Annotated in this window: 20 protein-coding genes and 1 pseudogene; 15 read left to right on the forward strand and 6 right to left on the reverse strand. The window is 45.4% G+C overall.

Annotation, left to right across the window (positions count from 1 at the left end; translation table 11 throughout):
- Positions 1 to 152 precede the first annotated feature (152 nt).
- Positions 153 to 1,112: a DUF1259 domain-containing protein gene (locus tag ACIFQN_RS27705; protein WP_429836270.1), complete on the reverse strand. Its 960-nt coding sequence runs from the start codon at positions 1,110 to 1,112 to the stop codon at positions 153 to 155.
- 258 nt (positions 1,113 to 1,370) lie between these two features.
- On the opposite strand from ACIFQN_RS27705, the gene ACIFQN_RS27710 reads away from it, so the two are divergent.
- The 3 genes from ACIFQN_RS27710 to ACIFQN_RS27720 all read left to right on the forward strand — a co-directional run bounded on the left by ACIFQN_RS27710 (position 1,371) and on the right by ACIFQN_RS27720 (position 3,178).
- The gene (locus ACIFQN_RS27710; RefSeq protein WP_429836271.1) at positions 1,371 to 2,678 is read left to right on the forward strand and encodes a polysaccharide deacetylase family protein; all 1,308 of its coding nucleotides are present in this window, start codon (positions 1,371 to 1,373) and stop codon (positions 2,676 to 2,678) included.
- 118 nt (positions 2,679 to 2,796) lie between these two features.
- Positions 2,797 to 2,952 carry a hypothetical protein gene (locus tag ACIFQN_RS27715; protein ID WP_429836366.1) on the forward strand — a complete coding sequence of 52 codons (156 nt, stop codon included), beginning with the start codon at positions 2,797 to 2,799 and terminating at the stop codon, positions 2,950 to 2,952.
- On the forward strand, positions 2,933 to 3,178 hold the full coding sequence (locus tag ACIFQN_RS27720; RefSeq protein WP_429836272.1) for a polysaccharide deacetylase family protein: 246 nt from the start codon (positions 2,933 to 2,935) through the stop codon (positions 3,176 to 3,178). Before ACIFQN_RS27715 ends, ACIFQN_RS27720 begins: the two co-directional genes overlap by 20 nt.
- A 590-nt stretch (positions 3,179 to 3,768) precedes the next feature.
- Here ACIFQN_RS27720 and ACIFQN_RS27725 read toward each other — a convergent pair.
- Positions 3,769 to 4,170, reverse strand: a complete 402-nt coding sequence (locus tag ACIFQN_RS27725) for a DUF6173 family protein (protein ID WP_429836273.1) — start codon at positions 4,168 to 4,170, stop codon at positions 3,769 to 3,771.
- A 239-nt stretch (positions 4,171 to 4,409) separates the two neighbouring features.
- On the opposite strand from ACIFQN_RS27725, the gene ACIFQN_RS27730 reads away from it, so the two are divergent.
- Positions 4,410 to 4,886 (forward strand): GNAT family N-acetyltransferase, encoded by a 477-nt coding sequence (locus ACIFQN_RS27730; RefSeq protein WP_429836274.1) that lies wholly within the window; start codon positions 4,410 to 4,412, stop codon positions 4,884 to 4,886.
- Between the two features lie 507 nt (positions 4,887 to 5,393).
- Positions 5,394 to 6,724 (forward strand): annotated as a pseudogene (locus tag ACIFQN_RS27735) (flavodoxin domain-containing protein); the annotation flags it as partial.
- A gap of 75 nt (positions 6,725 to 6,799) precedes the next feature.
- Here ACIFQN_RS27735 and ACIFQN_RS27740 read toward each other — a convergent pair.
- Positions 6,800 to 7,018, reverse strand: coding sequence for a hypothetical protein (locus ACIFQN_RS27740; RefSeq protein ID WP_429836275.1), 219 nt, complete (start codon positions 7,016 to 7,018; stop codon positions 6,800 to 6,802).
- 91 nt (positions 7,019 to 7,109) lie between these two features.
- The gene (locus ACIFQN_RS27745; protein WP_429836276.1) at positions 7,110 to 7,409 is read right to left on the reverse strand and encodes a hypothetical protein; all 300 of its coding nucleotides are present in this window, start codon (positions 7,407 to 7,409) and stop codon (positions 7,110 to 7,112) included.
- Between the two features lie 178 nt (positions 7,410 to 7,587).
- Here ACIFQN_RS27745 and ACIFQN_RS27750 point away from each other — a divergent pair, with 178 nt between their 5' ends.
- The gene (locus tag ACIFQN_RS27750) at positions 7,588 to 8,349 is read left to right on the forward strand and encodes a hypothetical protein (protein ID WP_429836277.1); all 762 of its coding nucleotides are present in this window, start codon (positions 7,588 to 7,590) and stop codon (positions 8,347 to 8,349) included.
- Positions 8,350 to 8,454: 105 nt separating this feature from the next.
- Here ACIFQN_RS27750 and ACIFQN_RS27755 read toward each other — a convergent pair whose 3' ends face one another.
- On the reverse strand, positions 8,455 to 9,789 hold the full coding sequence (locus ACIFQN_RS27755; RefSeq protein ID WP_429836278.1) for an MFS transporter: 1,335 nt from the start codon (positions 9,787 to 9,789) through the stop codon (positions 8,455 to 8,457).
- Between the two features lie 305 nt (positions 9,790 to 10,094).
- Here ACIFQN_RS27755 and ACIFQN_RS27760 point away from each other — a divergent pair, with 305 nt between their 5' ends.
- A complete protein-coding gene (locus ACIFQN_RS27760; protein WP_429836279.1) occupies positions 10,095 to 10,889 on the forward strand; it encodes an HAD family hydrolase in 795 nt (264 codons plus the stop codon).
- A 178-nt stretch (positions 10,890 to 11,067) separates the two neighbouring features.
- Here the strand turns inward: ACIFQN_RS27760 and ACIFQN_RS27765 are convergent, their stop codons facing one another.
- Positions 11,068 to 11,961, reverse strand: coding sequence for a sugar phosphate isomerase/epimerase family protein (locus ACIFQN_RS27765; RefSeq protein ID WP_429836280.1), 894 nt, complete (start codon positions 11,959 to 11,961; stop codon positions 11,068 to 11,070).
- Between the two features lie 231 nt (positions 11,962 to 12,192).
- Between ACIFQN_RS27765 and ACIFQN_RS27770 the strand changes: the two genes are divergently transcribed.
- The 8 genes from ACIFQN_RS27770 (at position 12,193) to ACIFQN_RS27805 (ending at position 21,719) form a co-directional block, all read left to right on the forward strand.
- The gene (locus ACIFQN_RS27770) at positions 12,193 to 13,488 is read left to right on the forward strand and encodes a DUF455 family protein (protein WP_429836281.1); all 1,296 of its coding nucleotides are present in this window, start codon (positions 12,193 to 12,195) and stop codon (positions 13,486 to 13,488) included.
- A gap of 48 nt (positions 13,489 to 13,536) precedes the next feature.
- Entirely contained in the window at positions 13,537 to 14,496 is a 960-nt protein-coding gene (gene rbsK / locus ACIFQN_RS27775) for a ribokinase (RefSeq protein ID WP_429836282.1), read from the forward strand.
- Between the two features lie 36 nt (positions 14,497 to 14,532).
- The gene (locus tag ACIFQN_RS27780) at positions 14,533 to 16,071 is read left to right on the forward strand and encodes a sugar ABC transporter ATP-binding protein (RefSeq protein ID WP_429836283.1); all 1,539 of its coding nucleotides are present in this window, start codon (positions 14,533 to 14,535) and stop codon (positions 16,069 to 16,071) included.
- Positions 16,065 to 17,039 (forward strand): ABC transporter permease, encoded by a 975-nt coding sequence (locus ACIFQN_RS27785; protein ID WP_429836284.1) that lies wholly within the window; start codon positions 16,065 to 16,067, stop codon positions 17,037 to 17,039. The genes ACIFQN_RS27780 and ACIFQN_RS27785 overlap by 7 nt, the downstream gene beginning before the upstream one ends.
- Positions 17,040 to 17,081: 42 nt before the next feature.
- Complete coding sequence (locus ACIFQN_RS27790) at positions 17,082 to 18,065, forward strand: substrate-binding domain-containing protein (protein ID WP_429836285.1); 984 nt, start codon at positions 17,082 to 17,084, stop codon at positions 18,063 to 18,065.
- Positions 18,066 to 18,088: 23 nt separating this feature from the next.
- The gene (gene rbsD, locus ACIFQN_RS27795; protein WP_429836286.1) at positions 18,089 to 18,544 is read left to right on the forward strand and encodes a D-ribose pyranase; all 456 of its coding nucleotides are present in this window, start codon (positions 18,089 to 18,091) and stop codon (positions 18,542 to 18,544) included.
- A gap of 85 nt (positions 18,545 to 18,629) precedes the next feature.
- Complete coding sequence (locus ACIFQN_RS27800; RefSeq protein ID WP_429836287.1) at positions 18,630 to 19,361, forward strand: GntR family transcriptional regulator; 732 nt, start codon at positions 18,630 to 18,632, stop codon at positions 19,359 to 19,361.
- Positions 19,362 to 19,646: 285 nt separating this feature from the next.
- Complete coding sequence (locus ACIFQN_RS27805; RefSeq protein ID WP_429836288.1) at positions 19,647 to 21,719, forward strand: GmrSD restriction endonuclease domain-containing protein; 2,073 nt, start codon at positions 19,647 to 19,649, stop codon at positions 21,717 to 21,719.
- Positions 21,720 to 21,797 lie beyond the last annotated feature (78 nt).

The raw sequence follows: 21,797 nt of genomic DNA on the forward strand, positions 1-21,797 counted from the left end.
AGGAATAAGGGGAAAAAGGCCGTTTCCTAAGAAGGAAACAACCTGTCGTGTATTGCTTAGCGGGATAGGCCGCGTCTAAAAAGGGTGATTCTAACTAAGAAATAGGCTAATCCCTAAACGATCGAAATATGACAATGTCTTGTACGTTATGGTTACTTCGTTTTTATTCCTACAGTGGTTTGATTTAGTGCCATGCGGAGTCCACTAGCTAATTTTGTAGGTTCATCCACTGCCCAGAAGTGTAAGAAGAATAATCGAGGAGATTCGTTCAACATGTGATTATGTATAGCTGTTACGGTAATCCCGTTTCTCGTTAATTCATGGGCAACTGGATTCACTTCGTTTGAAAATAGAACTAAATCGCCAGATGTTACTGCTTTGTTACCAATCAATTGAAAGTTAATGGGCATAGCGATACCCATAGAAGGTGGAATTACTACACCTTTTTCCGTAACTTTTTCTGGTCTTGGTATAGAGAATTGAAACACCTTTCCTCTTTGTTGACCTTCCCATCCTATAATGTCCTCAACCTTAGACCAATTAAAGGTAGCTTGAGCTCTTTCAGGTGGGGGAGATGTTAATGGAGTACCCGTTAAGGCAAGAACATCCTTCATCTTTTGTGCCAGAATTACTGGATCACCGTGGCCAGCAACATGCAAATACATGATCTTTGGATTTTCTTCCATGATATGGTTGTGTAAAGCAGTAACTTCAATTCCAAGCTCAGCTAGCTTTGTCTCGACAGGCTTGACTTCATTTTCAAGGAGAACAAGATCGCCCATCATCATAGAATGGTCGCTTACTTGTTTAAATGTTAAATAAGATGTTAAAGCAAGGTTCGGATCAATTTGAACATCCCCTACTTTTACATACAAATCAGAACGTGGAAACGTTACTCTAAACACATCGTTTTGAACTGACCTCTTCTTAAACACTCTCTTTACCGACTCCCATTTAGGAGCTTGCTCTTGAAATACTTCTGAATGGGTTTTTGTGGCTGCGTCACTTTGGATGACACTTTTTTGATCAATTCTATTGGTTACTTTCATGATACTAACTAATGCAATCAATAATACTATGATGATTGACACAAACAAGAACGATTTCTTCATTTCTGACCTCCTAAATAGTACCTTATCCCTTTCTTACCAAAGAGGTTGTTACTTATACATAAAGTGATAATTCTGCTACGAAACCAATTAAAAAGCTTCGCAACACGTCCCTGTGTCCCTACTTCAAACCCTCGCTTAGGCGCAGGGTTTTTTTGTGTTAAATGGATAAATGAGGTGCAGTTGTGAAAAAATATTTTGATCGTATATGATCGTATATGGATGAAAGTAAACTTACCATGTGTTTGTTAGAGAGGATAAATGATGGAAAGAATACTGTGGATATCTTTGTTTCTGGTATTTGTGCATTGGTTGATTCCAGGGATTATGACACTGATTTTCGGCTTTGGTGTATTTAAAAAGACTCGAACACGTCGTGAGGTTTCTTTTACATTTGATGATGGTCCCGATTCAAACTATACACCTCGATTACTCGACCTCTTGAGGGAATATAAGGTAAAAGCAACTTTTTTCGTACTCGGTTCAAAAGCAGAAAAATGTTCCGAACTCATTCTGCGTATGCACCAGGAGGGACATTTAATCGGGATTCACAACTATCAGCATCAGGCAAATTGGTTGATGGCACCTTGGAAAGTCAAAAGTCAATTAAACCGTTCAGTTGACATTATTGAACGAATTACTGGTGTACGACCTATCTATTACCGTCCACCGTGGGGGCTGCTTAGTCTTTTTGATTTATACATTCAAAAAAATTATCGAGTGGTGTTATGGTCATTGATGGTTGGAGATTGGTGGAGCATTGGGGGGAGTAAAAAAATCAAGAATAGATTGCTAAAACGGGTAAGGGGAGGAGCAGTAATCCTTCTACATGACAGTGGAACAACATGGGGAGCAAATCTTAATGCGCCGTTACATACTATTGAGGCATTAGAAGATGTTTTTACGGAAATCAGGCTTCAAGGCTATCAATGTGTGAGGGTGGACGAAATGATTCGATTACATGAACGGATGATTCATACACAAGTAAGTTGGAGGAAACGTTTACTAATAAGCTTATGGATGAAGTGGGAAAAGATATTTCATATGGTTTCCGGGATGAAACCGATTGATGTGAACAATCAATTTTTACACGTAAGAGTGCGTATCTATAGGGGGAAAACGATTCGATTGGCGGATGGGGAGGAGATTCGAAAAGGAGACCGGATTGCTGAACTCCATTTTGACAATGAGTTGCTGTTTACGATGACAACAAGTTCTCGCTCTTCTATACAGCTCGCTATTCAAATGATTAGGGCAACAGAGCAGTTATTACCGAAAATCTTACGGCTTCTCCGTAGTCATCCAACCTATCAAAATGTAAAAGGAATATATGGCGTCTCCCTAGTACATCGTGGAGCCAAGCAATTAGGATTTAGCGTAATTGACTTGCAAAAGGGACCCCTTTCTCTTTTTATCAAGGCCTACCTACGGATACTATTGATTGTTGTTCATCCCCAGGGAAAACAAAGATTACAATCAAAAAAAGACCTTCTTATTCCTAAGATCATTGCAATGTCAACAAAGGAACTCGTTCGAAAGTATGAGATTAAAAACTTCGCAAAGATCTAGAAAGAACAAGAATTTGTGGAGAAGATAGTAACGAGACTCCAAGAGCATCATTTTGACCGGGAATCTGTATAGCTGCTACCGAAGAGAGAACGTAATCATAATTGCTCGGGGAGGCACCATGAAAAGACTTTTGTTGCTATTTTCTCTCGTTGTCACTTTCATCTTCTTGATATCTTTGAATCAGGGAGCCACAGCCAAATCGGGGTTAGACCGTCGTTATTATAAAGCCCAAGGGGGCATCTACCAAGCGAAAAGTGATCGCCCTGACCTTTGACGATGGTCCTAACCCACTATATACACCGCAAACTCTAGACCTATTGAAACAGTATAAAGCCAAATCCATCTTTTTTGTCAATGGAAATCAGGTAAGCAAATACCCGAAATTGGCGAGACGGCAAGTACAGGAAGGGCACAAAGGTGAGGGGGGCGCCGTTTTGAAAGTGGTCGCCTTACAAATTAGTAAATCTGTTATTATCTGTAGCGGCCTTCAGCAATTCTAGTGAGCAGTGGACGGTAAATAAGCGTTTGGTCACATAGAATCAATACGAAGCATAATAGATGTGGATAAAGATCACCTTGTTTCACTTGTGTCTTTTACTAGGCGTTGCCCATTCAGTGTCGATCCTGTGCTTAGAAAAATCGGTTCGAATGATTTGATCGTGTCGATATTGAGCTAACAGAATTTATTCAGCGTAAAATAAACCGTTTAAGGGAATTGAACAAAGAACAAAGGTTTACTCCAGAACAAATCGAGAGCATGTATGTATCAATAGAAAGTGAAAACATTACAGACTCAAAAGCTAGGACTTCCCATGTTGAAGGGATAAAGAGTGGTGGTAAGCGGGAAGCAAGTCACTGATAAAATTGCAAAGTTTTGCTTAGAAAACCAGTCTAGATTTCAAGGGAAGGTGTATTGTTATGAACATCAAAAGGCCCATTAACTATTACAAACAGCAACGGCATTCATGAGCGAACTCGAATTGAACCGGAGCGCCTTCTAAAAGAATGGTCCAGAAATACAAGCAAACAGCCTAATGAAGCGAAAGACTCCAACCGGGGTCTTTATTTCTTGCAAAAAAAGAAGACGCTGTTACACGCCTTCCTCTTGATCTTCCGCTTTAAATCCAATTCGCTTTGGAGGATTGGATGGATCAGCTTTCTTGACGGCCATCAACAGAAAGCTAATTTGACTTACGTGCTGGATTAACTCCATTGATGCTCCTCCTTCTGCCGTTCCAAAGAAGCGAATGAGGCTTGGATTATAATAGCCAATACCCTCGACACGCAACGTGATGTTTTGTCCGAATGAGACTAATCGTATTCCGACTTCGTGGTGTTCATCCAGACCTATCTCGAACTCAGCAACCATTTCTATTAATTGGTTGTAAAACTCGCTTGCGAGGTTTGGGTCTTTCTGCACGTCGAACAACGGTAGTTCTTTCGTTTTAAGCGTATTTGGGGATGTAGGTAAGTTGACTTCATGAACTGCCATAGCAATACCCCCTTTTCAGATAATTATAAACGATTGAAAGCCTCTGAAAAAGAGACTAATACGGATAGGGAGCACACTTGGGTAACAGAAAAACGTAACCATTCAACGAAAACGCCTGATCGGCAAACACAGTACGGACCCAAGTAATACAAAGATTTGGTTACAGGGATGAGCCTTATCGAGATTCCTCAAAAAATGACCGACGAAGTGAGCTGAAAGGTTTTCAGGAGGGCTAAAAAATGAACTTTCATTTAATGACAATCACAGATGCAAAAGAAATAACAAACTGGAAATATCCTGGGGAATATTCGTTCTATAATTTCGACGATAGCCCAGAAACATTTCAAGAACTGGTCGACGGTACCTACTATGCCGTTCGAGACAATGATGGTCAGCTTTTGGGCTTCTTCTGTTTCGGGCGCAATGCCCAAGTCCCGGAAGGTCAAAAACAAAAGCTGTACGAGACCGAAAACGTGCTCGATATCGGGCTCGGCTTGAAACCAGAGTTGACAGGAAAGGGGATGGGTCAGTCATTTTTACAGGCTGGAATTGAATTTGCGAAACAGCAATTTCCCCCAAAAAATCTACGATTAACCGTTGCAGCCTTTAATGCCAGAGCGATCAAGGTTTATTCAAAAATGGGCTTTAAAGAAAAAGCCTCCGTAGTAAACAATGGGACCGAATTTATCGTGATGACGATGGAAGAGGAGAAGTAGAACCGTGTTCACGACAGGGAAGCCCGTACTTGTGTGGTTTGAAAACCCATTCTGTCCATGGGCGAATTATCCCAAGAATACGGTCCGATCTACCGGCTTACGCTACCAGGCTTTACCACCTTAATCGTGACTGGTCATAAGCTGGTGAAGGAAGTATGCGATATCACCCGTTTTGACAAAGAAGTCAGCGGCGTGCTGGAAAATGTGCGCGCCTTTGCCGGGGATGGCTTGTTTACAAGCAAGACAACGGCGACACTGGTTCTGGGAATGATCCTTCAGCATTTCAAACTGATTGATTACGCGAACTATCAATTGAAGGTGCAGCAAACACTCACGATAAAACCGGATGATTTTACAATTCGCGTGCAAGTGCGCCCAGATAAAAAAGTGGCAAGTATGACTTATAAAGAGACGGGTGAGAGGGAAAACGAAAAAGCACCGAAACAGAAGACCCTGCAAGCAAGCGCAATGGCCGAAGCTAAAGGAGTACCGCTTCTTATTTTGTATGGGTCGAATCTGGGTGCAACCGCGTCCTATAACGGAAGACCTCCCCGCAATGCGGCCGGTTTCGTGAAGTGGCTGGAGCAGGCAGGGCCGGGAGAGCTGCAAGGCGTGCAGTATGCGGTGCTCGGCTGCGGGGACCGGAATTGGTCCAATACGTATCAGAGCGTCCCTGTCTTTATTGATGAGCAGCTCGCATTAAAAGGGGGAAAGAGGCTCTCACCTAGGGGAGAGGCTGATGCTGGCGGGATTTCGAGAAGCAGGTCGACGACTGGCGTACGGTCATGTGGAACGATTTGATGAATGCCTTTGATCTGACTATGGGCGATCAGGCAGAGCCAGAACCGAGTCCGCTTCACATTCAATTTGTCGACGGACTGCCGACGGGCGAAATGCTGTACATCTTCCATTGGATCGTCCTGTTAGCCTTCGCGATCTGCTTCGCCAAAGTGTAGAGGTGCAGGAAAGCTGCAACTCGCGCGCAGCTGCGTACACTCGCATCGTACACTGAGTGTCCTCCAGACAAGCGCGAGCTGGAAGCATTACTTGTGGAGGAGGCTTACAAAGAGCAAGTATTAGGCAAGCGAATCTCGATGCTGGATTTGCTTGAAAAATACGAAGCTTGCGAACTGCCGTTTGAGAAGTTTTTGGAGCTGCTGCCTCCGCTGAGGCCCAGATATTATTCGATATCCAGCTCTCCTCGGTATAATCACGAGCAGGCTAGCTTGACCGGAGCCGTGGTGAATGGGCCTGCCTGGAGCGGAAATGGCGAGTACCAAGGGGTTGCCTCCACTTATTTGGCCGAATGCGAACCGGGAGAAAAAATCCTGATGTTCATTCGCACACCTGAATCGGGATTCCAGCTGCCGGAAGATCCTACGGTGCCGATCGTCATGATAGGTCCGGGAACAGGAGTGGGGCCGTTCAGAGGCTTTTTACAGGCTCGGGCTGCCCAGAGGAAGGAAGGTGTGCCTGTAGGTGAAGCCCATCTTTATTTTGGATGCAGAAGCGAAGCGGACTTTATTTACCGCGAGGAGCTTGACCAGTTTGAAAGAGACGGCATTGCTGTGGTGCACACCGCTTTTTCTCGTCTACCAGGAATGTCCAAGGTTTATGTACAGCATCTGCTGGAGCGAGATGCAAGCAAAATCGTGAACCTTCTTACCGGACGAGAGAAATTATATGTTTGCGGGGACGGCAGTAAAATGGCTCCAGATGTGGAAGCTGCCTTGCAGCAGGCTTACCGGGATGTACGGGGAGCGGGGCAAGCAGAAGCAGAGGAATGGCTGAATCGCCTACAAGCTGAAGGCCGTTATGCTAAAGATGTTTGGGCATAGACATAAAAGTCCAGCTCACAATCTGGCTATCGATTCTGACGAAAAACCGACCTCAGAGGTCGGTTTTTTTGAGGATCATAGTCTACCAATATTTCTGCTTACTTCAAAGCCAGATAAACTTTTCTTTTGTCCCGCTTGATTCGCTTCGTAATTGGAAGGGATTCCAATATCTGGTCCAAATTCATCACTTGCTTCAGCGGGGCTAGACTGTTCTAACGCCTCGACGTAATCAGAACCTGCTTGAAAGATGTCTTTTGTGTCACTTTGTTTGTTGGTTTCTTTTGGATTAACCATCGAAACACTCCTTTCCAGTTTAATTTTCCCAAATAAGAAAAATGAATTCCTTTGAACACAACCGTAATTAAGAGCCTGGGGGAAGAAGCTATCAAAAGTTCAGGCTGCCTTTCATCTTTTCATTTTCCTTAGAAGTGATTCTTCCGAAGCTTATTTTGGATGGTAACCCATCAATGTTGAGATTATGGTAAGCATTGATTACATTAGGAACATATTTTTCAGTTAATTGGATCCCTTGAATTATCTGCATTCGCTCCTCAAAAGAAAAGGTTATCAGCTGATTCTCACATTTTTCAAAATCGAGGCACCATGATTCGCTTACCTCCACGAGATGGGTAACATCATATCCGACTTCATGATTACAGTTTGGACATTTTGTTTTGAAATGCATGTACTTCTCATCCCCTTATTTTCCAAGTATATCAAAAAAGGGCCTTTTCAAATCAACCCAAGCTGTTGGCGAAGATGGAAAAGTGTATGGCGGAAAGTAGGTGTGTATGGTATCTTTTTTTTGACATAAGACGGGATTTAGCAATGATAAACCTATGTTTTGGAGCTGATTGTCAATAATGAATAAATTCAAAATCGAGCGCCCCCTTTTCCTATTCTGCATCGGTGTTGCGACTATTTTTAGTATCATGGTTTTATATGGTTATTTTGTTTTCGAGGCGTTCGATACACTAGATAAATCTGGTCCATTCGGAGACACTTTCGGAGCCTTGAATACCGCGTTTACTGGATGCACGATTATTGGATTAGTAATCACTATCGCTATGCAGCGACAGGCCAACGAAGAAGGAAAAGAAACGCAGGCTGAGCAGAGCAAACTCGTTAAATTACAGATGGCTAACGAGAATTTTAATTTTTATTTAGACGAGTTGGACAGGAGTATACAGAGGGATTTAGCCAAAATCTCCATAGTGGTAGAATCGGCAAAGTCTCTTTGTGAATATAAAGCTTCAGCTGGTGAGCTGCTCGTAAAGCTACATCCTGATGAAGTTTGGTCATTATTCGAAGATGATCTGGGTAGCCTGCGAGCACAAGTAGCTTTATTTGGAAATATTTTGGAGTACATTGAAGTCGAGTATACAGGGGTAGAGGACAACGATAGGCTTCTGAGAATGAGACGACTTGTATTGATAAATCGCATTCCCGAAGTATATATCACCTTTATTGCTTTATATAGTTTACTATCTGACCGCTTCTTCCATCTATTTCACCCATATGTAGAACATGCGTTGGGATTTGAGGACGAAGCAAAGGACGAACTAAAAGCAGCACTAATCAGGGAAATTGAGGAAAAGGAAGCGCGACGTAAAAACATTTCTTGATTACGAACAAAGAACAATCCCTTTCAAGATACAAAAAAAGCCGGTTCCACCACGTCAAAGGTGTAACCGGCGTACTTATTTGATGACAACAACCCAACAAAACTCCTAGCGATTCAATGGGATATTCTCCGCTCCCTTTATGGATTGCTTACTTTTGGACCAGATCAAGACGGGTATGAGCAGCAGGGAAAGGAAGCCTCCGATAAGTGAGAGGGTTGCGTAGCTAGAGTGGGCAACGACCATACCAGAAAGTGCTCCACCCGATGCCCCAGCCAAAGCAACCGAGACATCAATCGTTCCCTGGGTTTTGGCTCGAGTGGCTGGGTGAGTTGCATCCACGATGAGCGCCGTGCCACTAATTAAACCAAAGTTCCAACCAAGCCCCAACAGGGCAAGAGCGGCGATGAGTACAGGCATGGAATCGGCTGGTGCGATCGCAGCAAGAATGCCGGCCGCAAGTAGAGTGACACCAGAAGCAAATGCCATTGCAGTGCGTCCTACCTTGTCAACGAGAAAACCGGTCAAGAGGGATGGGAGATACATCGCGCCAATATGAATGCCGATAACCAATCCAACCTCACTCAACCCATGTCCGTGGTGCTTCATATGTACTGGCGTCATCGTCATAATTGCGACCATAACGATTTGGGTTAAAATCATGATGGTGGCTCCAACGATGATTCCTCGGTTGTTTTTTCCAAGCTTGCTCTCATTTATGCCTGACGGGCTGCTTTGATCTGCATTTTGTGCCTCGGCTATTGCTCTGGCAACGATGAATGGGTCTGGTCGGAGTAAAGCCAAAAATACCAGACCAGCCAGGGTGAAGGCTGCGGCACCGAGGATGAAAGGTCCAGCTAGTGCAGGGACACCGATGGAGGTAGCGAATCGGCCCATTACTTCAACCAGGTTTGGACCTGCAACGGCGCCGAATGTAGTTGACACCATGGCAATACTGACTGCTGTTGCTCGCTGCTTCGGCTTTGCTAAGTCTGTGCCTGCATACCGTGCTTGCAGGTTGGTAGCAGTGCCTGCACCGTAGATGAGCAGCGAAGCAAAAAGAAGGACGATATGGTTTCCGACTGCTGCAATGACTACCCCGATCGCACCAATCCCTCCAGCTAAGAATCCTGCCGCCAGTCCTACACGACGTCCGAAACGTTGGGAGAGCCGCCCGACCAAGAGAGCTGCTAGGGCAGATCCAAGAGTGAGCAACGCGGCAGGAATACCTGCGAGACTATCCGTTCCCAGCATATCCTGGGCGAGAAGTGCTCCTACAGTTACGCCTGCTGCAAGCCCGGCACCTCCAAAAATTTGTGAAATGACAACAATAAGTAATGTCTTCCTGTATAATTTTTGCTGCTTTTCAGGGGAATCAATGTAACTTTGCAAATGAGAGGGTCGACTTTCCATAACGTCTAAATTTTCGGGTCCATCTGACATTCATGCATCCCACCTTTGTAGAAATGTAAATTTTCACTTTTTATTAATGAATGAGACCAACTTTGCTTCATACAACGGATAGATGCCTTCAGCGTTTCTATGATATCATCAAGTAGTGTATCATGGAATTGACAAAGTGTAACTGCAGGTCCACCTTTTTTCTGCTTTCATAAGATCAAACGTGATGTGTTATATTCTACTTTTGTTGAGCGGTTGACTTGGCAGGAGGGGATGGTGGATTCTATATACTATCCTGATCATAGGAGCAAGAGAGACAATAAAAGAGAAAAAGGGGAATTTCATTAATGGCGATCAAAGCAATTTTATTTGATTTGGATGATACATTGCTGTGGGACGAGCGCAGCGTGAAGGAAGCCTTTCAAGCGACGTGCGCAGAGGCAGCCAGGCATTACGAGATAGATACGGAGCGGCTGGAACAGGAGGTTCGGCGAGAAGCTCGGTCCATGTACGAAACCTTCGAGGCATTCCCGTTTACGAAAATGATCGGAATCAATCCATTTGAGGGATTATGGGCACAATTTCTCGAAGGGGAACAGGAGGAGTTCCGTAAGCTTCAGTCGTTCGTTCCGTCCTACCGGAGGGAAGCGTGGACACGCGGCTTGAGAGCCCTTGGCATCGAGAATGAAGAGCTTGGCAGAAGGCTCGGGGAAATGTTCCCGGCGGAGAGAAGAAATCGCCCGATCGTTTATGAAGAAACATTCGAGGTGCTGGACCAACTGAAAGAAAAGTACAAATTGCTGCTGCTCACCAACGGATCGCCTGATCTGCAAAAGGAAAAACTGGCCGGCGTGCCGAACCTCGCTGCTTATTTCGACCATATCATTATTTCGGGTGATTTCGGTCAAGGAAAACCCGCGGCATCGATCTTCGAACACGCCATGGGCTTGCTGGAAATCACCGCTGAAGAAGGCGTGATGATTGGAGACAAGCTGACAACGGACATTCAGGGCTCGAATTCGGTCGGTATGCGCAATATGTGGATCAATCGGCACGGCTTGAGGCTGGAGGGCGACATCACACCTGCCCATGAAATTACGAGTCTGCGTGACATTCAGAAGATCATCGATTCATTAGAATAGACATGCATCCATTAAATTTACTTACCCGCCAACCGGTTTTGGCGGGTATTTTTTAACGTCAAAGAAAGTTTACGTGCTTCACCATTGCTTAAACTTTCTGGAACGCTTAAAGACCTACTGCTAAAGCGTGGTCGTTCCTCGATAGAGGTTTTCTAATTCTCTTCCTCAAACAAGCTAATTACTGTGAAGATCCGTCTACGCTCTCCCATACCTCTTCCGCCAACCGCTTCAGCAGCAGGGACTGCTCCCAGCGATTTGATATTTCCTGCTGCTTCGCTTCGCTATATCCTTCTTGCGCAATTGCATAAGGAATAGGTCCGAGCTCGCAAACAAAAGGAAGGATCTCACCCGGACGAGCCTCGCTGCGCCAGTTCATCATTCCTTGCTTCCACCATGCAAGGTATCGTCCGGCTATGGGATGCTCTCCGTTGGGGCCGATGTCGACTTGAATTTGCTCGCCATTGGAGATCCTGCCGTGAATACAGGAGGTCCGCTGCAGGAGAAGTTGAAAACAAGCTTCTGCTCTTTCATCCGCATGCAGCATCTCGCCAGCCAGGACGTAGTGAGAGAGATCGATCGTCAGACGCAAATCGGGAAGGGCCTGTACATATTCGACCGTCCGGAGCAAGTCTTGTGTAATCCTGCCGCGATGTGTCTCCACAAAGACAGGCAAAGCTGCCTTTGAGCCTGCCGTAATGATTCCTTGAAGCCTGTCGATGGCCCTCTCGCCGACGACAAACGCATCCTTTACCTGGGCATTGACATAACTGACACCAAACTCCTTGCTTTGCCGAAGAAATTCAGAAAAGTCTTCAGGGTCTTCGGGAAAGGCTTCGATGCCGAAGCGCAGTCCGTATCGGTCGAGCAGTTTTCTCCATAGCTCTGCTTCCTCGAGAGCAGGCAGCCTGCCCATAATTCCACGGAAACCCGCCTCCGCAATTTTCTCTACCTTCTTTTCAATTGACCATTCTCCTCGTTCATCCCCGATTCCTCGCATTGCCCACCAGGATTGATGGATCTCCATGCAGGGCGCGGATAGATCGGCTTCGTTGATTTTTGTGGATGGGTGCATGTGCAATTTCTCCTTAAAAAAGATTGACAAATCAGAAAATAAGCATTACTTTCTTTATAGACGTCCATAGAGGTATATATTCCACTATGAACGTATAATATCCAGAATACTTCAAAAAAACAATCCCGGCTAAGACGTAACCAAGGATTCTGAGCAGGACGTCTGCATAAAAATTGACAGCCATTTGCTGCGTTTAGTTAAAGCGCGAAAGCCAAAGGAGGAACAAAGCTGATGACAACCACACATTTGCCAGGATCCGAGAGAGGGAAGTACATGAGGTACGACACCGCAGTCATCCTGAAGCGCTTTTATCTTTGCGAAAAGGAACTGGTGATTAGCCAAGCGGGATGGATTCCGGGGATTCCCTTTTTTGATATGAAAACGCTCTTGCCCAAAATCTTGTGGGAAGATGCCATGACAGCCAATGCGCTGCGCGAAAGGGTTTTCGAGCTGAGGTTTCCGAGCCGCATCCTTGAAGTGGGCAGCGACCAGTCTCTGATTGAGCTGATCCAGATGAGCCGCAGTGCCCCAAATGCGCTTGCCTTCCTCTCTGTCTTGGCGAAGGTTTTCAAGCCGGCCTTGATGCGTGCTTATGAGACGTATTTGAGCCTTGCTGATAATATCGGGGACGGACCGACGTACCGCTTTCTGAATCTCGCTGTGGAAGAAAAACAAAGACAGATGAAAGAGATTAATCAGGTGATCGAAAGAGAAATGGCTATTTCCGATCAGGCGGATATTGACCTTGCCAACCAATGGACAGCAGAGATCAGTCAGCGATTGAAAAAGCTGGGGGACATCGGTTTGGATTCTCCCCAAGTAGTTGACCCAATCACGCAATCTCTTCCTGTATTTGCACCGTTGGAAATCCCGCAAAGAGATCAGCGGTTTACGAACCTTCGTTTTTATTGGCCGGATAATATTGATTCATCTTTTCCGTATGGGGAAGGTATCCAATTGCAACTGAGAAGCGCGGTCAGCCATCTGAATGAGATTTGGGCGGTGGAAAATGCTGGACACGTATTGTTTTCTTTCGCTGAGGAATTGGGGTGGGAATTTATCTATGATGCAGCACGCTGGGTGTATGATGAGAGCAGGCACTGCAGGATGGGCTATGAAAGGTTGAGATCATGGGGATTTGCGGAAAAGGAACTGCCGCTTGGTACCTATATTTACGACAGTTGTGCGGGTCAGGACCCCATTTATCGTCTGGGGATGCTGTTTTACTTTGAATCAAAAAATATCGGGAAAAAGTTAGATCGAATCAAGAATTTCGAGAATATGAACGATCGCACGAGCCAGCATGACATGGATTTTGATTGGGCTGATGAGACGATCCATACGAGCTATGGAAAAACGTGGTTGTCTGCTGCCCTGAAAAAACGCGGTCAAGATCCTGATGACTACACCGACATCAAGAATGTGTGCGAACAGATCGTGAGACGGTCGGTACAAACCGCAACTGCCGACGAAAAAGCGCAGATCACAGCGATAGCCAATCAGATGATCGCAAAGGTTAGCAGCTAGAAGCTTGGATACCAGATTATTCATTCTGATTCCCAAAGGAGAAGAAAGATGCAAACACAAAGGCAAAAACATATCGTAGTCATCGGCAGCTATAATGTCGGTTTCATATGCAGCACCCCAAGATTGCCGGTTTGGGGCGAAACGATATTAGGTAGCGGCTTCTCTGTTTGCGACGGCGGGAAAGGCTCCAATCAGGCGGTTGCGGCGTCGAAACTGGGCGGAAACGTATCGTTCATCGGGTGCGTGGGCAATGACGCGTATGGAAAATCAGGCGTGGAAATGCTGCGGCAGGCAGGTGTGAATGTCGACGATGTTTCGGTTTCGCCCACTGCTGCAACCGGGGTAGGATTTGTCTTCCTGAATGAACGCGGAGAAAACTGCATCGTGGTCGATCCCGGGGCTAATCATCTGCTGCTTCCGGAGGATTTGGAAACGAAAGAATCGCTTCAAAATGCTGACATCCTCGTGTTCCAGTTGGAAAACCATATCGAAACGATTCGCAAGGGTATGGAGCTGGGGAAAAAATCGGGGAAGACCATCATCTTCAATCCTGCCCCAGCCAGCCCAGGCTTGGATGACTTGATCGGGCTGTCGAGCATCGTGACGCCTAACGAATCAGAGCTGCTCATTTTAAACGGACTGGATCCGTCCAGTACGCCGTCGACTGAAGATTGCGAACGCTTGGCCCGCATCTTGCTGCGCAAAGGTCCAGAGGCCGTCATCGTGACCCGCGGCGAGAAAGGGGCGCTGCTTGTAACAGCTGATGACAGTGTGATCGTTCCAGCGCCGAGGGTGAACGTCGTCGATACGACCGGAGCGGGCGATTCCTTTACCGGAGGTTTGGCGGTAGCGTTATCAGATGGATCGTCGCTTCCCGATGCCGTTCGTTTCGCCTGTTATGTCGGGGCCTTTTGCGTCACAAAAGAAGACGTGATCCCAGCGCTCCCGAATCGTGAAGAGTTCCATTCCTTCCTCTTGCAATGTGCTGGACCAAACAGCGTTTTTTGAAAGCGCTTTACTTAAATGGGGAGAGGGGGACTTCTAGTGACAGATCAGTTGAAACCGGCCCTGCTTGTCCTGACCGATATTGAAAAAAGCTTTGGTACGAATCAGATTTTGCATCAAGTAGACTTTCAGTTGCAAAGAGGGCAGGTCCATGCGCTGCTCGGGGCAAATGGGGCTGGAAAATCCACACTAATGAAGATCATTGCAGGTGAATACACCAAGGATGCCGGAACCATCCGAATCGAGGGTGAGGAAGTAAAAATCCAGAGCCCGGGACAAGCAAAGCAGCATGGGATCAGTGTCATCCATCAAGAGCTGCATTTGGTTCCAGAGTTCACGGTTGCGGAAAACGTATATTTGGGCAAAGAACCTGCACAGGGACCCGGGGCATTTCTTTTATCGAGAAAGATGGCAATCCAAAAGACACAGGAGCTACTCGATCGGTTCCAGATTCAGCTCGATCCGCTCTGCAAAGTCAAGTCGTTATCCATCGGGCAGCAGCAGCTCGTAGAAATTCTCAAGGCAGTCTCCGAGGATTCGCGTGTCCTGGTGATGGATGAACCAACGGCAACACTGACTACAGGGGAAACAAAACAACTCTTTGCTGTAATCGAATCCTTGAAAGCAAAAGGGATTGGAATCATCTATATTTCCCATCGCCTTGATGAAATCCAGCAGATTTGTGATTACGTGACGATTATGAAGGACGGCAGAAAAACGGCTGAAGGCCCGATTGGTGAATTTAGCAATGAGCGCATCATTGAATGCATGGTTGGGAAACAAATCGATCGTTTCTATCCAAACAGCGCACGCAACCGGGGGAATGTCATTCTAGAAGGCAGAAATCTCAAAAAAGCAGGGGTCCTGCGTAATGTTACCGTTTCCTTTCACCGCGGGGAAATCGTTGGTCTGTTCGGATTGCTGGGAGCAGGGCAGTCTGAATTACTGCGGGTTCTATTCGGCGCCGAGCAAGCCGAGGAGGGGCAAATCCTTTGCGGTGGGGAGCCAGTGACGATTGACTCTCCGCTGACAGCCATGCAGCACAAGATTGCGCTCGTGACCGAAAACAGAAAGGAAGAAGGACTGATCCTGGAGCTGGGCGCAGATCAAAATATCTCCTTGTGCAGCATGCCGCAGTTTTCCAGTTACGGACTGCGCAGCATGTCCCGAATCAAGGAGATGGCCAACTATTATGTGCAAAAGCTGAACATTAAGCTGCATTCTCTGCACCATCCTGTAAAACAGTTAAGCGGCGGAAACCAGCAAAAAGTGATTTTGGGCAAATGGCTAGCTACCTCTCCAGAGTTAATCCTGCTCTCTGAACCGACGAGAGGAATCGACATAGGCGCACGCTCAGAAATCTACCATCTGCTAGGCGAGTTGGCGCAGGAAGACAAAGGGATCGTCATCGCTTCCAGTGATGCGGATGAGATAGTAGGCTTGTGCGACCGGATTTTGGTCATGTTCAGAGGAGAGATTGTAGCTGAAGTAAAAAAGGAGGAGGCCAGCATCGAGCTTCTCATGGAATATGCGTCAGGAGCGCGACAAACATCGTTGGTGGAGGTAGGAACATGTTGAATAGCTCGAATCCGGTTATTGTGCGATCGAGTGTCAATAAGCTTGGTCTCGTTCAACAGTATGGAATGTTTTTCATCTTACTTTTGGTGGCTGCCATCTTTACGATCTTGACACCGAACTTTCTGACGACGTCGAATCTGATCAACATTCTCCGGCAAGTCTCCGTGATCGGCATCGTAGCGGCAGGCCAAACACTGGTCATCATTACGGCTGGCATCGACCTGTCAGTAGGCAGCATCGTAGGCTTAGCGGGCGCTGTATCCGCGGGGGTCACGCTCGCTACAGGAAGTGCTTCACTCGGAATCATTGCAGGGCTTTTGACGGGCACCCTATTCGGTTTAGCGAATGGCTTTCTCATTTCCAAGCTAAAGCTGACGCCATTTATCGTAACGCTGGCATCGATGACCGTGCTTTCCGGTCTTACGCTCATCTACACCGAAGGCAATCCCATTCAAATTACCAGCGAAGTCTACAAGTTCATCGGACAGGGCTATATAGGGCCGATTCCGTTTCCAGTCATCGTTCTGCTGCTCGTATATGCGGTGCTCTATTTCGTCTTGAAACGGACAGTCCACGGCCAGTATATTTACTCGATCGGCGGCAATGAAAAAGCATCCCTGCTGTCAGGCATTCGGGTGAACGTACATAAGACGATCGTGTACGGGACGTCGGGACTGCTGGCTGGTCTTGCCTCTATTATCTTAAGCGCGCGTCTGTCGTCTGCGACTCCCGTTGCCGGAACAGGGTATGAGCTGGATGCGATTGCCGCTGTCATCTTGGGCGGGACCAGCCTGTTTGGCGGAAAAGGAAGCGTGCTCGGTACGCTGATCGGGGTGCTGCTATTGGGCATTTTGACAAGCGGAATGAATCTGATCAACGTTTCTCCATTTTATCAGAATGTGGCAAAAGGGTTGATTGTGCTCCTTGCCGTACTGATCGACCGAATGATTAACAAAGAAAAACAATGATACTCAGAAAAACAAAAAAAAAACGATTCGGAGGGGTTTTCAATGAAAAAATGGATGTATTTGCTGTTGACCGCTATCATGCTCGTTATGATTACTGCCTGTGGTGCCGCAAATTCGAATGCGCCGGCAAACGGTTCGAAGGAGGGGAGCACAGCGCCAGCCGGGGATAAAGGGAAGGTAAAAATCGGCTATGCCATCAACACGCTGAATAATCCGTTTTTTGTGGCGGTAAAAAAAGGCGCGGAGCAGGAAGCTGAAAAATTGGGTGTGGAGCTGGTCGTTGTCAATGCCAATAACGATTTGGCCACACAATTGCAAGGAGTCGAGGATCTGATCCAGCAAAAAATCAATGTGCTTATCTTGGACCCTGTCGATAGCAAAGGGACCATTCCAGCAGCGGAAGCCGCCAATAAAGCAGGGATCAAGGTCATTACAACAGGGCGTGAGCTGGAGGGTGGAGAGACTGTCGTCCATCTGGGATACGACGAGATCATGCACGGCGTTACGGCAGGCGAGTTTTTGGCAAAGCAGCTCGGTGAAAAAGGAAACGTGGTCGAGCTGCAAGGAATTATGGGCACAAACGTAGCGCAGGATCGAAGCAAGGGATTTCAGGAGGCCATCAAAAAATCAGCTGGCATCAAGCTCCTGGCTTCACAATCTGCCGACTTCGACCGGGCGAAAGCGATGACCGTGATGGAAAATATTTTGCAGGCAAATCCGGAAATCAACGGGGTATACGCCGCAAATGATGAAATGGCCCTGGGAGCTGTACAAGCGATTAAGGCGGCAAATCGAACGGGAATTGTAGTCGTATCCAATGACGGTACAGCCGACGCCCTCCAGGCAATCAAGTCAGGTGAGATAGCTGGCACGATGGCCATTTATCCGAATCAATATGGACAAAAAGCAGTTCAAGTGGCACTGGACGTCGCAAATGGCAAATCTCTCGCTGCGTTTATGGAGCTTCCATCTATTTTTGTAGACAAGGAAAATGTCGAAGAAGCAATAAAGGAATCGCAAAATTAAAACAAAGAAGGAGTGTGTGAACGATGAAAAAAGGAATGCTCTTGAACAGAGAGCTCAATGAAGTGATCGCTTCGATGGGGCATCTGGATTATCTCATTGTTTGTGATGCAGGCTTCCCGATTCCAAACGATGTGAAAAGAATCGACTTGGCGCTGAAGAAGGACGTGCCTGATCTCGAAACAGTGCTCTCGCTCATTGCAGATGATTTTGTTGCGGAGAAAATATACGTTGCACAAGAAGTGGAAACAAACAATGCCCCGTTATTTCAAAAGGTACAGCGGATTTTTCCTGGGGTTGAAATCGGTACGATGGAGCATCAAACGATTTTGAGTGAAATGGCAAGAAAGGCAAAAGCCATCGTCAGGACTGGCGCATTCGACCCTTGGGGAAATATTATTTTGCAATCAGGGGTTCATGTCCCACAGTGGTTTGACAAACCAGGAATCATCGTTCCTGATTATTACAAAGATAAGCTGTAGATTTCTCTTATTTGTGGGTTGTCTTGAAAAATGAGTGCCATAAAAGTATAGTAAATTAGAATAAGTTGGATAAAGGGTGAACCCATTGATTGAGAGAACAGGTCCAGAACCAATTTACATTCAAGCGAAAAATTGGATACTGGAAAAAATTGCGAAAGGTGAATGGACCGCCAAGGAAAAACTGCCTTCCGAAGCAGATCTGGCTGCGACCTTGGGAATCAGTCGGGGTACCTTCAAACAAGCAATTAAACAGTTAATCTCAGAAGGTATCCTCGTCCAGATTCATGGAAAAGGAACCTTCGTCGTTGGCGAGCAGATGGAGTATCCGTTGGCAGAAAGACTGATTTCCATTGCCGAGACCATGATAGAAAGTCACAAAGACTTTACGACGAAGCTGCTCCGTATGGAATCTGTTCCTGCCGATCAGACACTGATCCGGGTCCTCCAATTGGAAGGAGACGAACAGGTGTACCATTTACAACGTCTTCGTTATATCGAAGACATGCCAGTCGTGTTCATCGAGAACTTTTTGCCGCAAAAGCTATTCCCAGGGTTAGACCAGCAAAACTTTGAGGAGAAAACGTTATTCTCCATTATTGAACACCTTTACAACGTAAAAATTGAATGGGGGAAACGTTCCTTCCTAGGAAAAGGCGCTGACGAGCATATTGCGAGAAAGCTGCAGATTGATCAAGGAACGCCCATCACCTTTCTCGAGCAGACGATCTATACGGAACAGAATCTGCCGATCGAATTTTCCAAAGTCTGGATTCGTAATGATCAGATCAAATTAACCTCCATCCTGAAAAGAGGGTAACGAGAGTTGCTCACACGATGGGCTAGATTGTTCAAGGGATATGGAAGTCGATGTCTGTTAAATGAATGTATTTTACAAATGGGAGGCTGCCGCTGAAAGGTAGTCTCTCGTTTGATTTCTAATGCTCTTTTGTCTTGTTGAATATGGAATGGATTGTACCGACGTCAATGAGTGACTTCATGGAAAATTGAGATCGCGGTTAGACCGTTACATGGAAGAATTAATCAAAAAGTCGTAAAATAAAGGAAGCTTGTAGGAGTATTCTTTTAAAGAGGAGATGTAATAGTGAAAGCAGTAGAGACAAACTTACTAAAATTTCTTCAAGGTACAAAACAATTCATTATTCCGATATATCAACGAAAATATAGCTGGACCATTAACCAATGTCGCCAACTTTGGAACGATATCGTACGAGCGGCGGAAGATGAAAAAGTAAAGGGTCACTTTGTTGGTTCGATTGTTTATATTGAACGAGGTTTGTATCAGATATCTTCTGTTCCTCAGCTGCTTGTTATAGATGGACAGCAACGGATGACCACATTAACCCTGTTTTTGCTTGCATTAGGAAAAGCTATAGAAGAAAGCGACCAGCTCTGTGATATTACAAAAAGGAAGATTATGAACTACTACTTGGTTAACAATGATGAAGAGGGCGACCTGTACCATAAGCTGATTTTAACGAAAAGCGACAAAGACACCTTATTTAGCTTGGTTTCCGATAAAAAACTCCCTGATGAATACTCTCAAAGAGTGTACGAAAACTTTACGTTTTTCCTGGAGTCAATAAAGAAGAGTGAAATTGACCTAAACAAGCTGTATCAAGGAATCGCTAAACTAATTGTTGTCGATATTTCTTTGGATCGTGATCATGATAATCCGCAATTGATTTTCGAAAGCCTGAACTCTACGGGACTGGACCTATCGCAAGCCGATTTGATCCGAAACTTTGTCCTGATGAAATTGGAGCCGAAAGAGCAAGCAGACCTTTATTCAGAATACTGGTATCCTATGGAGCGTAGTTTTGGCAATCTTAATGACTTGGCACTTTTTGACCGTTTTATGCGTGATTACTTGACAGTGAAAACAGGAAAAATACCAAATATACAAGACGTTTATAACGTTTTCAAGGATCATGTATATCAACAGAGTGAATATACGGTGCATGAGATCATTGAAGATATTTATCGATTCTCAAAGTACTTTGTGAAGTTGGCATTCCAGACTGAAAAAGACAAGGATATGAATCAGGTATTAGTCGATATCAACACATTGAAAGTCGATGTATCGTATCCATTTTTACTTGAAGTCTTTGATGATTATGAACAACAAATGCTATCAAAAGAAGATTTCATTGCAATTCTTAAACTGGTTGAAGCATATGTATTCCGAAGATCCATTTGCGGGGTGCCTACAAATTCTTTGAACAAAACCTTTGCAACCATTAGCAAGGAGATCGATAAAAGTAACTATTTAGAAAGTACAACAGTGGCATTCTTGCTTAAGGATTCCCATCGGCGATTTCCTAAAAACGAGGAATTTGTACAGGAATTAGTCATTAAGGATGTATATAATTTCAGAAATCGCAATTATTTGCTTCGTAAGCTGGAGAACTTTAATCGTAAAGAGATTGTAGACATTGAGAGCTACACGATCGAACATATCATGCCGCAAAATCAGAACTTATCAACAAAGTGGAGGCAAGATCTTGGAGAAGATTGGGAAGAGGTTCACAGAACATATTTACATACACTTGGAAATCTGACGTTGACCCGGTACAATTCTGAGCTTAGTGACAAACCCTTTATCGAAAAGAGAGAGTTGGAGGGAGGATTTGCAGACAGTCCGTTACGACTGAATAGGGGGCTTGGAAAGCTCGATGTCTGGGATGAAGGTGAGATTACGAAACGTGCTCGTTCACTTGCAGACCAGGCAACGCAGGTATGGGAATACCCACAAATTTCGGATGACGTACTTTTGAAATACAGCAAAAAAGATTCGAAAGCAGAGGCTGACATATTTACCATTACGGACTACCCAGGGTTGCAGGGTGAACTGTTGGAATTGTTTGAAGAGCTCAGAAAACGTATCTGTAATCTGGATAGCTCCGTTCGCATGGAATTCACAAAACACTATATTGCATTCAAAACAACAACCAACTTCGTCGATATTACTCCACAGAAGAGTAAGCTTTTGCTGAGCTTACATTTGGCGATCCAAGAAATACAAGATCCTCAGGGCATTTGCAAGGATGTTCGCAATGGACGTTATGTTGAAATCGGACTTTCTACTGCTAATGAAATTGAATATGCCATGTTCATGATCAAACAGTCATTTGAAAAGCATCTGGATGATGAATAAAGAAACATAGCTCAAGGTAACTGAATAACTGATACCTAGACCAGTTGGTTTTACTCACTGGTCTATATTTTTTGCGCG

Source organism: Brevibacillus sp. NRS-1366, assembly GCF_050467985.1.

Bases quoted from the DNA above. Each gene is read 5' to 3' on its own strand.
- ACIFQN_RS27790 (WP_429836285.1), top strand. From the start codon at position 17,082: ATGAAAAAATGGATGTATTTGCTGTTGACCGCTATCATGCTCGTTATG.
- ACIFQN_RS27715 (WP_429836366.1), top strand. From the start codon at position 2,797: ATGAAAAGACTTTTGTTGCTATTTTCTCTCGTTGTCACTTTCATCTTC.
- ACIFQN_RS27740 (WP_429836275.1), bottom strand. From the start codon at position 7,018: ATGGTTAATCCAAAAGAAACCAACAAACAAAGTGACACAAAAGACATC.
- ACIFQN_RS27750 (WP_429836277.1), top strand. From the start codon at position 7,588: ATGAATAAATTCAAAATCGAGCGCCCCCTTTTCCTATTCTGCATCGGT.
- ACIFQN_RS27760 (WP_429836279.1), top strand. From the start codon at position 10,095: ATGGCGATCAAAGCAATTTTATTTGATTTGGATGATACATTGCTGTGG.
- ACIFQN_RS27730 (WP_429836274.1), top strand. From the start codon at position 4,410: ATGAACTTTCATTTAATGACAATCACAGATGCAAAAGAAATAACAAAC.
- ACIFQN_RS27770 (WP_429836281.1), top strand. From the start codon at position 12,193: ATGACAACCACACATTTGCCAGGATCCGAGAGAGGGAAGTACATGAGG.
- ACIFQN_RS27725 (WP_429836273.1), bottom strand. From the start codon at position 4,170: ATGGCAGTTCATGAAGTCAACTTACCTACATCCCCAAATACGCTTAAA.
- ACIFQN_RS27710 (WP_429836271.1), top strand. From the start codon at position 1,371: ATGATGGAAAGAATACTGTGGATATCTTTGTTTCTGGTATTTGTGCAT.
- ACIFQN_RS27755 (WP_429836278.1), bottom strand. From the start codon at position 9,789: ATGTCAGATGGACCCGAAAATTTAGACGTTATGGAAAGTCGACCCTCT.
- rbsD (WP_429836286.1), top strand. From the start codon at position 18,089: ATGAAAAAAGGAATGCTCTTGAACAGAGAGCTCAATGAAGTGATCGCT.
- ACIFQN_RS27785 (WP_429836284.1), top strand. From the start codon at position 16,065: ATGTTGAATAGCTCGAATCCGGTTATTGTGCGATCGAGTGTCAATAAG.
- ACIFQN_RS27705 (WP_429836270.1), bottom strand. From the start codon at position 1,112: ATGAAGAAATCGTTCTTGTTTGTGTCAATCATCATAGTATTATTGATT.
- ACIFQN_RS27765 (WP_429836280.1), bottom strand. From the start codon at position 11,961: ATGCACCCATCCACAAAAATCAACGAAGCCGATCTATCCGCGCCCTGC.
- rbsK (WP_429836282.1), top strand. From the start codon at position 13,537: ATGCAAACACAAAGGCAAAAACATATCGTAGTCATCGGCAGCTATAAT.
- ACIFQN_RS27745 (WP_429836276.1), bottom strand. From the start codon at position 7,409: ATGCATTTCAAAACAAAATGTCCAAACTGTAATCATGAAGTCGGATAT.